At 44.2% G+C, this 15076-nt stretch carries 10 protein-coding genes (1 of these 10 cut by a window edge); 7 read left to right on the plus strand and 3 right to left on the minus strand.

What is annotated here, in order from left to right; all coding sequences use genetic code 11:
- Positions 1-2531: the 3' portion of a T9SS type A sorting domain-containing protein gene (locus tag O3Q51_15420; GenBank protein ID MCZ4410205.1), read on the plus strand. Its footprint begins 637 nt before the window's first position; 2531 of the gene's 3168 nt are visible here — the last part of the coding sequence; its start codon lies beyond the left edge, outside the window; its stop codon occupies positions 2529-2531.
- A gap of 67 nt (positions 2532-2598) precedes the next feature.
- Here the strand turns inward: O3Q51_15420 and tpx are convergent, their stop codons facing one another.
- Both tpx and purL read right to left on the minus strand, forming a co-directional pair.
- Entirely contained in the window at positions 2599-3108 is a 510-nt protein-coding gene (gene tpx, locus O3Q51_15425) for a thiol peroxidase (GenBank protein MCZ4410206.1), read from the minus strand.
- A 20-nt stretch (positions 3109-3128) separates the two neighbouring features.
- A complete protein-coding gene (gene purL, locus O3Q51_15430) occupies positions 3129-5381 on the minus strand; it encodes a phosphoribosylformylglycinamidine synthase subunit PurL (GenBank protein MCZ4410207.1) in 2253 nt (750 codons plus the stop codon).
- Between the two features lie 176 nt (positions 5382-5557).
- On the opposite strand from purL, the gene O3Q51_15435 reads away from it, so the two are divergent.
- The 6 genes from O3Q51_15435 to O3Q51_15460 all read left to right on the plus strand — a co-directional run bounded on the left by O3Q51_15435 (position 5558) and on the right by O3Q51_15460 (position 13907).
- Positions 5558-6877: a hypothetical protein gene (locus O3Q51_15435; GenBank protein MCZ4410208.1), complete on the plus strand. Its 1320-nt coding sequence runs from the start codon at positions 5558-5560 to the stop codon at positions 6875-6877.
- On the plus strand, positions 6874-7626 hold the full coding sequence (locus O3Q51_15440) for an SDR family NAD(P)-dependent oxidoreductase (GenBank protein ID MCZ4410209.1): 753 nt from the start codon (positions 6874-6876) through the stop codon (positions 7624-7626). Before O3Q51_15435 ends, O3Q51_15440 begins: the two co-directional genes overlap by 4 nt.
- Complete coding sequence (locus O3Q51_15445) at positions 7610-9235, plus strand: amidohydrolase (protein ID MCZ4410210.1); 1626 nt, start codon at positions 7610-7612, stop codon at positions 9233-9235. The genes O3Q51_15440 and O3Q51_15445 overlap by 17 nt, the downstream gene beginning before the upstream one ends.
- Before the next feature lie 105 nt (positions 9236-9340).
- Positions 9341-11104 (plus strand): AMP-dependent synthetase/ligase, encoded by a 1764-nt coding sequence (locus O3Q51_15450; GenBank protein ID MCZ4410211.1) that lies wholly within the window; start codon positions 9341-9343, stop codon positions 11102-11104.
- 113 nt (positions 11105-11217) lie between these two features.
- Positions 11218-11892, plus strand: coding sequence for an SCO family protein (locus O3Q51_15455; GenBank protein ID MCZ4410212.1), 675 nt, complete (start codon positions 11218-11220; stop codon positions 11890-11892).
- A 146-nt stretch (positions 11893-12038) separates the two neighbouring features.
- A complete protein-coding gene (locus O3Q51_15460) occupies positions 12039-13907 on the plus strand; it encodes an ABC-F family ATP-binding cassette domain-containing protein (GenBank protein ID MCZ4410213.1) in 1869 nt (622 codons plus the stop codon).
- Between the two features lie 58 nt (positions 13908-13965).
- On the opposite strand, the gene O3Q51_15465 is transcribed toward O3Q51_15460, so the two are convergent.
- Positions 13966-15012, minus strand: a complete 1047-nt coding sequence (locus O3Q51_15465) for a T9SS type A sorting domain-containing protein (protein ID MCZ4410214.1) — start codon at positions 15010-15012, stop codon at positions 13966-13968.
- Positions 15013-15076 lie beyond the last annotated feature (64 nt).

Genomic DNA, 15076 nt, shown 5'->3' on the forward strand with positions numbered 1-15076 from the left:
TAATTTATCATTTCACTGGTGCAGTTGGTGGTTCTTCTCCAAAAGGAGGACTATTACTCGCCGATGATGACTTGTTATATGGTACTGCCCAATTTGGTGGAAGCTTGAGCCAAGGAACTATTTTTAGCATTAACCCTATCGGAAATGTTTTTAATGTTGTTTATGAGTTGAACAACACATCATCAGACGGACGCTATCCGGTTGGTCGTTTGATTCAAACCGACTCGGGTTTGCTTCTAGGGACATGTTCGGAAGGAGGAACTTCAGGAACCGGAACAATATTCTCTTGCTCAACTGCGGGAGTATTTACCAGGCTTCATAGCCTTTCTGCTTCATCAAACGGAGGATTTCCCAAAACGGGTCTCACCGATGGTGAGGATGGATTTTATTATGGTGTAACAGAATTCGGCGCAGCCAATGGATTTGGATCATTATATAGAATTGAGGAAACAGGAAGTTTCGCCAAACTCAGAGATATGCAATACACCGAGGATGGAAGCAATCCCGTTGGTGGTCTGACACTTCTTGAAAGTGGAGATCTTGTGGGGACAACTACTTCAGGCGGAGCGAACAACTTTGGAACTGTATTTAGCTACAATGAATCAGGACTAGAAAAAATCCATGATTTCAGCTTACCTCTGGGAGGCTCAGGTCCAAATGGGTCAATTATTTCCGGTACTGACTTCTATGGTGTTACCTCATCTGGTGGTCTTTTCAATACAGGTGTATTCTACACTAACGGACTGAACGGGGAAAGAACTAAAATCTACGACTTTAATGGACCTCTGGATGGCCAAGATCCAAATGGCGAGATCATTGAAGTTGAAAGCGGGGTTTTTTATGGCACCTTGAGGTTTGGAGGTCCTAATTCTGCAGGAACCGTTTACAGCCTGACTGAAAACGGCGAGTTTGAACTGATTCATGCTTTTGATGGCAACAATGGCGGCCAATTTCCCTACTCAGGATTAGTAGCCCACACTGACGGAAACTTCTATGGAACTACCATAAACGGAGGAAGTAATGGCGATGGGGTTATCTATCGTATTACATCTGAGGGTACTTTTGAGAAGCTATATGACCTATTCGGATTCTTTGACGGCGGAAGCCCTGAGGCAGGATTGGTTGAAGGTGCCGATGGACTTCTATATGGTCTGACTACAGAGGGCGGAAACTTCAACGGAGGTACACTCTTTCAATTCAATCCTGAGAGCTTATCCTTTGGTGTAGTCCACCAATTCAATACTTCCCTGCACGGAAATGCGCCGATCGGCAACCTTTTACTTCACTCAGATGGCAGCTTCTATGGAACTACCACTGAAAACGGACCGGAGGAAGGAACACTTTTCCGCTACAACTTAGATACAGGGTTTGAAGTACTTCACTCTTTCAACCCTACTGCTGACGGCTTTATGCCTGAAGGAGCTTTGGCTGAAGATGAAGTAGGAACCGTTTACGGGTTTTGCACCCAAGGTGGCGGCCTAAACGGCGGTACTGCCTTCAAGTATTCAGAGAGCAACGGATTTGAGAAAATCTATGATTTCTCTTCAGGCGATAGCCGCAATCCAACGGGCACCCCCGTACTCTTCTTTCCTGAATGCCTGGACAACTCAGGGTGTGTGGCTTCCGAACCATGTTCCGTTGGAGTATGCAACTTTGGTATTTGCGACGAAGTGGCCATCAATCCTCAATTCAGCACCATTCAATTAGGAATATGCGAAACAGGCCTTGACTTATTTGACATGGAAATTGCGCTGAATATAGACATAAGTCCGGGAGGAGTACTAACTATTGCGGGCAATGACTTCGATCTGGATGAAGGTATAACCTCCTACGTGCTTGAAATTATTGGGCTTCCTGCAGATGCAAACGCAATCGATTTGAGTTATGAATTCGAAGCCACGGGCTGCACAGGCCAAACAGGAAATCTAGGTACGGCGCCGATTCCATGCCCACCCATTGAAACCACATTCCGCGTTGATGCGAGCAATATTGACGTTGATCTTGACGGAATGCACGTTGGCGGAAACTTCCAAGGCTGGACTCCTTCTGAGAACCCAATGACTGAGGTTGAACCGAACATCTGGGAAATTACCATTGAGGTAGGTTCAGGAGAATATGAATTCAACTTTTTTAACGGGTCGAGCCTTTTTGATGGTGAATACGTGGTCGGCGATTGTGCCTCAAGTGGTAAAAGGGCATTAAGCGTTGGCAGTGAAAGTCAAGTCATAGAATTTTGCTGGGAAGAGTGTTTTTACGACTGTAACTTTTTGGGTACTCATGAAGACAAAGCGCTCAGCTTTAAATTGTACCCCAACCCTATCGAAAGAGGAAATGATTTGATTATCAATGCTCCTTCAGTAGATGGCAACTGGAATTACTTCATCGTCGATATTACCGGTAGAATGGTCAAATCAGGCAATTTAAATGGTAGCAACCGAGTAAATAGTAGTGAGTTCGCTTCGGGGATGTATCACATCTATTTAAGAAGCGGAGTATCCTATACGAAAGCGGAAAAGTTCATCGTTCGCTAACGAAAATACTGAGACAAAAAAATAGGCGCACCCAAATGGATGCGCCTATTTTTATGAATAAGAAGTTCTAGTTCTTTAGTTTCTCCACTGCTTTGAGCGCCTCCTCATAATTAGGCTCGACAGTAATATCATCAGTAATCTGAGTATAAGTGATTTTGTTGTCTTTATCTACTACAAAGACTACCCTTGAGCTCAACCCTTTGAGAGGTCCGTCAGTCATAAGGGTTTTATACTCATCTGTGAAGTTTCCTCTGAAATCTGAGGCAATTTTCACGTTTTCAATTCCTTCTGCTGCGCAAAATCTTTTCATGGCAAATGGCAAATCCTTTGACACAATCAAGCCCGTTACATCTGCATGGCCGCTCAGTTCTTTATTAAAACGCTTCGCTTCAAGCTGACAGATTCCTGTATCGAGACTAGGCACTGCCACAATCACTTTGATTTTGTCTCCGTGGTCGTATAGCGATTCTTCTGATAAATCTTCTTTCACGTAGGTAAAGTTCGGAGCTGTATGTCCGGCTTCAGGAACATCTCCCAGTAAATGCACTGGATTTCCTTTAAATTTTGTCTGGTTCATGGATTAAAATTTTTTCTTGTTTAAGAAGTAACACTTGAATTGAGCTTTCGTTCGAGGCTATTCAAATAAACATCAGAGGCATCATCAATAAATCCGAAATGAGAATCGTCAATCACCATTTTTCCTCGGGTCACATGACCCAACAGCGTAAATGGAACCTTGGTCTTTCTCATGGCCTCGATGAAGTCATCTTCAAAATCAGGATCCAAGGTCACAATGATTCTGCCTTGAGCCTCCCCGAAAAGGAAAGCGTCCAAACGAACATCGGCATCTGCAGTGACATCAAAGCCAAAACCTCGGTGTATACCCATTTCCACAAGAGTCGTAAATAAGCCTCCATCGGAAACGTCATGCGCCGCATTGATCAAAGCATCATCGATAAGACTAAGTGTGGCAGCTTGTACCTCGAGCTCCCGCTCCATATCGAAATGAGGAGCCGGTGATCTCTTCACGCCTCTCAAGGTGTGTAAGTACTCACTTGCTGCCAGGTCGTTTTGGCTTTCGCCAATTAAGAAAATCAAATCACCCTTTTCTTTAAAATCAAGGGTCATGACTCTATTCACGTTATCTATCAAGCCGATCATACCTATGGTAGGCGTTGGGAAAACAGGAACAGCTTCCGCACTTTCGCTTACCGTCTGGTTGTAGAAACTCACATTTCCTCCCGTTACGGGCGTATTAAAGCTCTCACAAGCTGCACTCATTCCTTTTATAGCCATTACAAATTGCCAGTAGGCTTCAGGATTGTACGGGTTCCCAAAGTTGAGACAGTTTGTAATTGCCGAAGGCTTTCCTCCCGAACAAACAATGTTTCGAGCAGCTTCAGCCACAGCAATCGATGTTCCCGTTTTGGGATCATTGTGAACGTAACGAGCATTGCAATCTACCGTCATGGCAATTCCCTTACCCGTTCCTTTTATATTGGCAACACCTGCATCAGACGGTCCATTGGTAGTCATATTTCGTGTTCCGACCATCGTATCGTATTGCTCGTAAACCCATCTCTTAGATGCTATATTCGGCAATGAGATCAGCTTCATAGCTACTTCAGGGTAGTTATCCGGCTCTGAAATTTTGTCAATGTCAAACTTCTGATTTTCGGCAAAGTAGGCCGGCTCTTTGTACTCTCGATCATAAACAGGCGCTCCGCCACCAAGAACCAAATCGTGCGCAGGAACAGTTGCAACCATTTCTCCGTGCATGTAGTATTCAAGCTGACCTCCTTCGGTTACTTCACCAATCTCTACCGCATTCAGGTCCCACTTTTCGAAAATGTCTTCAACGATTTTTTCTTTGCCTTTGTGAACCACCACGAGCATTCGCTCTTGTGATTCTGATAGCAATATTTCAAATGGCAACATACCCTCTTGACGAGTTGGTACTTTGTCCAAATCGATTTTCATTCCAAAACCGCCATCGGCGCTCATCTCGCTAGTGGAGCAAGTAATCCCTGCAGCACCCATGTCTTGCATTCCCACTACGGCATCAGTTTCAGCCAATTCAAGAGTCGCTTCGAGAAGCAATTTTTCCTGAAAAGGGTCACCCACTTGAACGGATGGCAAGTCATCTGCCGAATCGTCGCTTATATCTTTTGAAGCAAAAGAAGCTCCATTAATTCCGTCTTTTCCAGTAGCGGAACCCACGATGTAAACAGGGTTTCCAACTCCTGAAGAAGTTGCGCTAATTGTCTTGTCAACATCAACAATACCAACACTCATCGCATTCACCAATGGATTCGTATTGTAGCTTTCATCAAAGAAAACCTCACCGCCAAGTACGGGTATCCCGAAAGCATTTCCGTAATCGCCTATTCCTTTTACAACTCCACGCAGCAACCACTTGGTGTGTTCATTTTCAATCGGGCCAAAACGAAGGCTATTCAACTGGGCTATCGGGCGGGCTCCCATAGTGAAAATATCGCGATTGATCCCTCCTACCCCTGTTGCTGCACCTTGATAAGGCTCGATGGCCGAAGGGTGATTGTGCGATTCTATTTTGAAAGCACAAGCCAACCCGCCGCCTATATCTACCAAACCGGCGTTCTCCTCTCCTGCTTCTACAAGCAAGTGATCTCCCTTCTTGGGTAGCGTTTTCAGCCATTTAATACTGTTCTTGTATGAACAGTGCTCTGACCACATGATGCCGAATATGCTCAGCTCAGTAAAATTGGGCGTGCGACCCAAAACTTCTTTGATCTTATCAAACTCCGACTCGAGCAATCCCAAACTCTTGGCTTGCTCTAAGGTTACTTCATCGTGAAGGGCGGTTTCCATAGGTGTGATTTCAGTGAAAATGAAGAGTCAAAAGTAGTGAATTTGAAAGGAAAGAAACCGACGTAATGCAAGGCTTTTGATAAATAAATCATTCAGCAAGCTGACTTGACTCGAGTATCAATTAGAGAATAAACTCCCACTTAAATTAAACCCATTATTTTTGGACTAAAAAGAAATTGGCAGGTCTCCTCTTTATCATCTACGCAGCTATTTTCTCCTTTCTTATCCTGAAATGGAAATTCTTCAATGTACATGGAATTTCCAGGAGATACCTCTTGCTGGCTTTTGCCCTAAAGCTTTGTTTTGGGTTCCTGTTGGGCTGGATATACACAGATCATTATACCGATCGCAAGACGGGAGACACCTACCGATTTTTTGATGATGCTCAAATCATTTATGAATCAGTTGATGATGGCTTGGATGTTTACCTCAAACTACTAACCGGAATTGGGATGGAAGAAGACGAAGTGGCCATGAAATACTACCATAGGATGACTCATATGGAACGGTCCTATTCTGAGGCTTTCTTCAACGACAATCAAACCATCATTCGAGCCAACGCGCTGATCATGCCCTTTTCGAGGGGAAATTACCATGTCCATATTGCATTTTGGTGTTTTGTTTCTATGATTGGCCTTACGGCAATACTCAAAGTGTTGACACGCTATTTCCCAAGAAAGAGAATTGCTATGTTCACAGCAGTTTTCTTACTGCCTACTGTTCTCTTCTGGGGATCAGGAGTTCTTAAAGAACCCATTCTACTTCTTGGATTAGGACTATTCTTCAGAGGGATTATGCGCTTTGCCTATGGCGAATTCAAACCCCAAAATGCTCTGGGTTTTCTATTGGGAATTGTTTTTCTGGTTATCACCAAAGGCTACGTATTGTTTGCCTTGATTCCTGCATCTGCCGGATTGCTTTTGGCTCGAGCATTTCCCAATCGCAACTTCTGGCTCATGTTTGGGATTCCACATCTCGTGCTGCTACTTCTGGTTTTTTTGGGTCCCTTGATCAACCCGACTTTGGACTTTGCGCAACAGATGAATTTAAAGCAAGCGGCATTCTTTAATGTAGCAGCAGAATCAGACTCGGGTTCATTGTTGGAGTTGCCATCTATTGATCATTCGTCTGATCTACTCTTGAATGCGCCAAATGCTTTGCACGTAACTTATCTCAGGCCTTGGCCATGGGAATGGACCAACTTTCTTTACATTCCTGCAGCTCTGGAAAATCTCTTCCTTTTCATTGCTCTCGGATTGATGCTCTGGAATTTCAGAAGACCATACGGATTGGCTGTGCCCATTTTCGCCTTCGGGTTAAGTGCAGTCTTGGTTTTGGGTGTCCTTATTGGAGAAGTCGTACCCGTTCTGGGAGCAGTGGTACGCTATAAGATGCCCGTGCTAATTTTCCTTTTTGTAATCATTTTTGCGCTCACAGATCATGTCATGCTCCAGCGCCGATTTCCTATTCTTAGAAAAAAATTGAAAAAATTATGAGAACAGCACTCGTAACAGGAGCCACTGCCGGCTTTGGAAAAGCAATCGCAGAATCTTTGGCAAAAGCCGGATACCGACTAATCATTACGGGTCGCCGCGCTGAGAGACTTGATCAACTCTGCGAAGAATTAAGTCCTTTGACAAAAGTCCTGACCATGCCTTTTGATGTAAGGAACGAAACCGAAGTGAATGCCGCATTTGAAAAGCTTCCCGATGGTTGGAAAAACATTGACGTTTTAATAAACAATGCAGGATTGGCGCTGGGAAAAGCTCACTTAGAAGGTGGCCTCACTGCAGACTGGGATCAAATGATGGACACCAATGTGAAAGGCCTACTTTATGTTACCAAAGCGGCGATGCCATTACTGAAGAATTCCAAGAACGGGCACATACTAAACATCGGATCGATCGCGGGAACAGAAGTTTACCCCGGCGGAAATGCTTATTGTGCTTCTAAGCATGCTGTGAACGCATTGTCAAAGGCGATGAGAATCGAATTGTTGCCTCTCGCAATCAGAGTAAGTCAGATAAGGCCGGGTTTAGCTGACACCGAATTCTCCGTAGTGCGCTACAAAGGTGACAAAGAAAAGGCCGACGAAGTTTACAAGGGGTTTGACGCTTTGAAGGCAGAAGACATCGCCCGAGCTGCGCTTTTTATTCTTGAGTCCCCTCGCCATGTCTGCATCAACGATTTAGAAATAACACCAACTGCGCAAGCCAATGCCTATCTCCTTGAAAAGAATCGTTAACCTCAGCCTCCTTGTCATTTTGCTCTCCGGTTGCTTCAAATCGGAAGAAGCAGACTTAGTGGTTCACAATGCGTTAATTTATAGTGTGGACGAACAATTTTCCACCTATCAAGCCATGGCTATTAAAGATGGCAAGATCATCGAACTTGGTCCCGAAAGAGAAATATTAAACCGCTATCGCGCAAAGGAAACGTATGATGCCCAAACGAGATTTGTCTATCCTGGGTTCTACGATGCTCATTCACATTTCTTGGGTTACTCTAGAAATCAGGGAGAAATCAACCTATTCGGAGCAAAATCTTTTGACGAAGTAGTGGAGCGAATTCAAAAATTCGTTGCCAAATCTGATCGCGAATGGATCGTAGGTCGAGGTTGGGACCACAACAAGTGGGAAGTGAAAGAATTTCCAAACAAGGCATTGCTCGATAGCCTGTTTCCAAATCGGCCCGTCCATTTGACACGAGTAGATGGACACGCCGTGTTGGTAAACTCTGAGGCTTTAAGACGTTCACAAATAGACAACACCACACAAATAGAAGGTGGATTAATCGAAAAGGATGAAAATGGCGAATTGACGGGTATTCTTCTCGACCGGGCTGAAGAATACGCAGGCGAAGCCATTACTCCAATGAGTGTTGACCTTCAAGCCAAACTGATCGCAGAAACTGAAAAAGAATGTTTCGCTGAGGGCTTGACTTCAGTAACAGATGCAGGGCTGTCTGTGAGTGACATCAATTTCTTGGACAGTTTGCAAAAAACAGGTGATGTGAGTATTCGGGTTTACGCCATGTTAAGGCAAAACGAAGAAGCATTTGAATTCATGCGTAATGGCCCACTCAAAACGGAAAATCTTCATGTGAGTTCAGTGAAAATATACGCGGACGGAGCGCTGGGTTCGAGAGGAGCTTTGTTAAAACAACCCTATTCCGACGATTCTGAAAATATCGGTCTCAGGCTCGTATCCGATTCTACCCTACAAAAGTATGCTTCGGCAGCTTTAGAAAATGGCTTTCAGGTTTGTACACACTGTATCGGCGATTCGGCAAATGCATTTGTTCTGGAAGTTTACGCTGAAACCCTAGAGGGAATAAATGACCTCCGATGGCGAATAGAGCACGCTCAAGTCGTTTCACCCGAAGACTTACACTATTACAAAGATTTTGGAATCATTGCTTCAGTTCAACCCACTCATGCCTCATCCGACAAGGGCTGGGCAGAAGACAGATTGGGCCCTGACAGGATTGCACATGCGTATGCGTTCAACACATTGAAAAATCAGTTGGGTTGGATCCCTCTGGGCACTGATTTCCCGGCTGAGCCGATGTCGCCAATTTCTACCTTCTATGCGGCTGTTTTCCGAAAAAGCCCCGATGGAACAGACGAAGCTCCTTTTCAGCCCGAGGAGGCACTCTCCCGCGAAGACGCCCTGAGAGGAATAACCTTCTGGCCTGCATTGGCCTCTTTCGAAGAACAAGAAAAAGGGAGTTTGGAACCGAACAAAATCGCAGATTTCGTTGTGATGGACACTGATCTCATTCGCTCATCGGAAGAACGTGTTCTCACCTCGAAGGTAATTGCCACCTTTCTTTCAGGAAAACGGGTGCATTAGACTAATCCATCCGACAGACACTTAGACTGATCCATTAACGGAAACGTGTCATTCGTACACCCATTTGAAATAATCCTTATTTTGGAGCCTTAAATTTTGATGTAAATGGAGCTTAAAGCAGATAAAACGAGGCTATTCGATTTCTACGATTTTCAACTAGAGCACTTCCCTCAAGAAGTTGCTATCGCTGATAAAGTGAATGGAAAATGGGTAACACTTTCTACCCAAGGAGTAATTGACGCTGCAAATGCTTTAAGCACGGGCCTGTTAGAAAAAGGTATTAAGCCGGGAGATAAAATTGCTATCATTTCCAACAATCGCTCTGAGTGGGTGATCACCGATTTAGCCATCCTCCAAATCGGTGCTATCAATGTCCCGGTTTATCCCACCATTGGCGATGACGGCTATGCTTTCATTTTTAATGATTCGGAAGTAAAGATTGTTTTTGTCTCAGACGACGAGCTCTTGGCAAAAGCCAAATTGGCAAAAGAAAAGTCTCCTACGGTGGAGGAGATCTACACGTTTGATACTATTTCTGGAGCAAAACATTGGAAGAAACTTCAGAGTCAGAAAGCTGATTTGGACCAAATCAAGACACTTCGAGATGGGGTCAAAGCCGAAGACTTAGCAACATTGATCTACACCTCAGGTACTACAGGAACACCGAAAGGTGTGATGCTTTCACATAAGAATGTAGCGAGCAATGCCATAGCTAGTAAGAAGAGGCTTCCCGTAAATACGGATGCCAATGGTGTCAGCTTTCTTCCGCTCTGCCACATCTATGAGCGCATGATCATTTACCTCTATGCTTACACAGGAGTGTCGCTCTATTTTGCCGAATCTATGGAAACTATAGGGGACGATATCCGCGATGTTCAACCACAAGTATTTACCGCTGTCCCTCGACTACTCGAAAAAGTATACGATAAGATCATTGACAAAGGGGCTGCGCTGACAGGGATCAAAAAAGCCTTATTCTTTTGGGCTGTGAGTGTTGGTGATCAGTATGAACCTTACGGCGCAAACGGTCCGATCTATGAGATCAAACTTAAAATAGCCCGAAAACTGATTTTCAGTAAATGGCAGGAAGCCCTCGGCGGAAATGTGCGGGCCGTAGCGAGCGGAAGTGCTGCTTTGAACCCTAAATTGGCAAGAATCTTTAACGCAGCGAATATTCCCGTGCTGGAAGGTTATGGTCTTACTGAGACTTCGCCTGTGATCAGCGTCAATGAACTTGACAATAACGGACTGAAATTCGGGACTACGGGTCGTCCGATTGATGACGTACATGTAAAAATAGCGGAGGATGGAGAAATTTTAGCCAAAGGCCCGAACGTGATGATGGGCTATTACAAACGACAGGATTTAACGGACGAGGTTATTAAGGATGGTTGGTTTCATACAGGAGATATAGGTGAGTTAGTAGATGGCGAATTCCTTAAAATTACGGATCGTAAGAAAGAGATTTTCAAGACTTCGGGAGGAAAGTACATCGCTCCTCAGTTGATGGAAAACAAGTTTAAGGAGAGCCGATTCATCGAGCAGATCATCGTCATAGGTGAATACCAAAAGCACCCTTCAGCCCTAGTTGTCCCTACTTTTGAATTTCTTGAGGAATGGTGCAAGCGAAAGAACATAGACTGCTCGTCACGAGAAAAAATGCTCTCCGATCAACGAGTTATTGATCGCTTTCAAGAAGAGATAGATCATTACAATGCCCCTTTTGGTAAATGGGAGCAGATCAAGAAATTTGAACTCTTGCCCGAGGAATTCACCGTTGAGAACAGCATGGTGACCCCTACCCTAAAGCTCAAGCGCAAGATCATTCATGCCAAATACGAATCTCTTATCGAGAAAATATATAGCTAAGATTCAGCCTTGAAATTTTCTTTACCTACCCCTCTATTTCGGGGTTTTTCTTTACGACCTTTGCCCAACATTTAAAGCCTTAGAGCTGTTTTTAGATTGAAAAAGTTCAAACTATGAAAACCAGAAGTTGGGTACTTACCCTCATTATTTTTGTTGCCATTCTAATAGGTGGCATGGTACTGGCCTACCCCTTGCTCAAAAGTGAGAAAAAACTGAAGGTTTACCAACCTGCGGATGTCAATCCCAAATTGGTAGATAAGTCCAAACAAAAGGTACAAAAAGACCATGCGGTGGCCGACTTCAAGCTAGTCAATCAACTTGGCGATACGATTACTCAAGCTGATTTTGAAAACAAGATCTATGTAGCAGATTTCTTCTTTGCGACTTGCCCTTCTATTTGTCCGATTATGAGCCGAAATATTTCAGTGCTTCAAGAAGAATTTGCCGATCGTCCTGAAGTTATGTTCTTATCGCATTCGGTCACTCCGGATATAGATAGCGTGGCAGCTCTGTACGAATATGGAGAACTCTATGATACTAACCCTGAAAGATGGATGTTAACTACAGGAGACAAAAAGCACATTTACGAGCTTGCGCGAAAAAGCTATTTCGCCGTGCTAGACGAAGGCGACGGAGGCAAACAAGACTTCATTCACACCGAAAATTTTATCCTAGTAGACACCGATCGGAGATTGCGCGGATTTTACGATGGTACCAGCGAAGCGGATATGCTTCGATTGGCAGACGAGATTGAGATTTTGTTGGAAGAAGAGTTTTCTGAAGAGTAGGAAATTATAAATGTCGTATGAAGTACAAAGTATTATGTACAAAGATTACATGACGTAAACAGATCATTGGAAAGTCGCCATCTTTGCGCTCGAAAAACCATTAAGAATACCTTACCATCTTTATACTTTGTACTTAATACTTCTGCATGAACCTCCTCTCCGTCGAAAACCTTTCCAAGCGCTATGGCCCTAAGCTACTGTTCGAGAACTTCTCATTTGGCATGGCTAAAGGCGAGAAAGTGGCCATCGTAGCTCCGAATGGATCGGGAAAGACGACGCTACTCAGAGCCATCGCAGGGGTAGAACCGGCCGACTCAGGCGAGATTACGTTTAGAAGTGGAATACGAGTGGGGTATTTACCACAAGAGCCTGAATTTGCTGAAGGCCTTAGTTTGACAGATGCCATTATGGTGTCTGACAACCCGATGACGGGCGCCATTAAAAAGTACGAGAAGGCCATCCAAAATCCCGACGATGGAGATGCTTTACAGCAGGCTATGGAGGAAATGGATCATACCAACGCCTGGGATTTCGAGGCACGCGTGCGGGAAGTGCTAGGGCAATTGGGAATCGAGAATACCGACATGCGGATCGACACGGCATCTGGAGGTCAGCGCAAAAGAGCTGCCTTGGCTCGTGTTCTCTTGGAAGAGCCCGAGTTCATCATTATGGATGAGCCTACTAACCACTTAGATCTTGACACCATTGAGTGGCTGGAGAAATGGCTCGCATCGGGAAATTTCACATTATTGATGGTCACGCACGACCGTTATTTCTTGGACCGCGTTTGTTCCGACATTTTGGAAATCGATCGCGGCGAATTGGTGAGATACACGGGTAACTACACCTACTTCCTGGAAAAGAAAGCAGAGCGTGAAGCAAGCCTTGCAAGTAGTGTGGGAAAGGCCAAAAACCTTATGCGCACTGAATTGGAGTGGATCAGACGTCAACCCAAAGCGCGTGGAACGAAATCCAAATCAAGGGTCGATGCTTTTGAAGGAATCAAAGCACAGGCTACGATCCGCACCGACAAGAGTAGCGTTGAACTAGGCGTAAAAACCGAACGGCTCGGCTCGAAGATCGTCGAGTTCCACAAGGTTTCTAAATCTTTCGGCGACCTGAAGATTACCGATCATCTTGACTACAACTTCCAGCGAAAAGAAAAGCTGGGCGTAGTCGGAAAAAACGGAACGGGGAAAACCACTTTCGTGAAAATGCTCTTGGGTGAGCTAGAGCCCGATCAAGGAAAAATCGTTCAGGGAGAAACGGTGAAGTTTGGTCATTACGATCAAATCGGACTGACAGGTGCCGATCAAAAAAGGGTAATCGAAGTAGTAACAGACATTGCCGATATCATCGAATTGCACAAAGGACAAAAGCTTTCTGCCACGCAAATGCTCGAGCGATTTCTCTTTGCAAGAGACAAGCATTGGCAGCTCGTTGCTACCTTGAGCGGAGGAGAAAAAAGAAGGCTCTATTTACTCACAGTCTTAATGTCCAACCCAAATTTTTTGGTGCTCGATGAGCCTACAAATGACTTAGATATAGACACCCTTCAGGTTTTGGAGGATTACCTTCAGACTTATGACGGCTGTCTGGTTGTGGTTTCTCACGACCGATTCTTTATGGACAAGGTAGTCGATCATCTTTTCGTTTTTGAAGGTCAGGGAGAAATCAGAGATTTCCCGGGGAACTATACCCAATACCGAGAGAAGAAGAGAGTAGAAGACAAAACCTCTACAAAAGAAATAGCAGCCGAGAAAAAACAATTCGAGTCTTCAGAACCCGAGAAAAAAGCGAAAACCAAACTCACTTACGGTGAGCGCCTCGAATTTGAAAAGCTGGAAAAGAGCATTGAGAAATTGGAGGAGAAAAAAGCAAAGCTTGCAGAGCTTCTCTCATCAACCAACGACAACGAAGAGTTAATGAAAATCTCAGCTGAGCTCGAAGCAGTAGTCAAAGAATGTGATGCTCAGAATGATCGCTGGTTGGAGTTAGCGGAATGGGCGGAATAAATTTATTCATCTAAGCTCGATTGTCGCAACGTACCGAGTACCAAATAAAAGATAAGTTCTATTCAGCAGTTTTACTCAGTTTGATGGAGCCATTATACGTATCCGTCTTCAGAGTAGCAATGTAAAGGCCTGATGAAAGATTTGTTCCATCGAGCAAAAAACTATGGCTGCCTGGATTCTGATTTCCTAAACGTAAATGCTCAACCTGCTTGCCCGTTAGGTCGAAGATGATGATCTCTACATCAGATTTATCCGGTAGTTGATAGTTCAACCTCGTTTGGTTCGAAAAGGGATTGGGATAGTTGGCTTCAAGACCGTAACCTTCCTGGAAAGGATTAGTCGTACCCAAGGTCATCAGCGGACCGTTGAATCCGGCGCTGACTATTGCAACCTCGCCGGAGTTGCTTGGATTTTCATCCGCACACTCCAAAAGCACGCTTGCACCACTTAGAGTCAGATATTGATAATCCACATAATTTCCCTCTTGACTGGAGTTAGTGCTAATTCGAATTCTGAGAGCATCTTCACTCGTCCCGTCAGGCAGTATCAAAGTTCCAAAAGCATCAACAAAATAGGCTATTTCCAATTGCTCTATGGACCCTACATCGCCTCCTTGAATTGGTGTTCGAGTAGAAGACGACTCCCACTCTGTTCCAAAATTTAATGGGTAAGAAATATCCCTCAAAACAGGTGAGTAATACTCAAATTCCGCATCAGAAAAGCCCGAGATCTCAGTTACAATCCCACTCAAATCAAATCCTTGATCGTTTACATAGTAGTGAAAACTGGTGAAGGTAAATTCTGTTGTTTCAAAAACAGTTCTGAAACAAATATTCGCCTCAGAGAAGTCAACCCCATAAAGAGTATTCTCAGGAGAAAGGCCAGTTTGAACGAAGGTTTCATCGAATGTTAGTCCTGAAAAATCAAACACATTTCCACCTCCGGGCTCACCAATATCAACTGTTTGTTCTGCATAATCATAGTATACATTCGTAGTGTTGCCATCAGAAAAAACAGCAGTTAAATCCTCGGCCTCGATGGTAATCTGAGAAAAAGAAATCGAGGCAATAAAAAGCGACGTAAAAAGAAGAGATAGGTTTTTCATTAAGAGCGATAGTTTGGTAAGTTTCCAAATGTAGATAATTATTTGGCAAAGAGCTTTTAGCATC

The sequence above is a fragment of the Cryomorphaceae bacterium 1068 genome (genome assembly GCA_027214385.1).
In the GTDB taxonomy this organism is placed as follows: domain Bacteria; phylum Bacteroidota; class Bacteroidia; order Flavobacteriales_D; family Cryomorphaceae; genus JAKVAV01.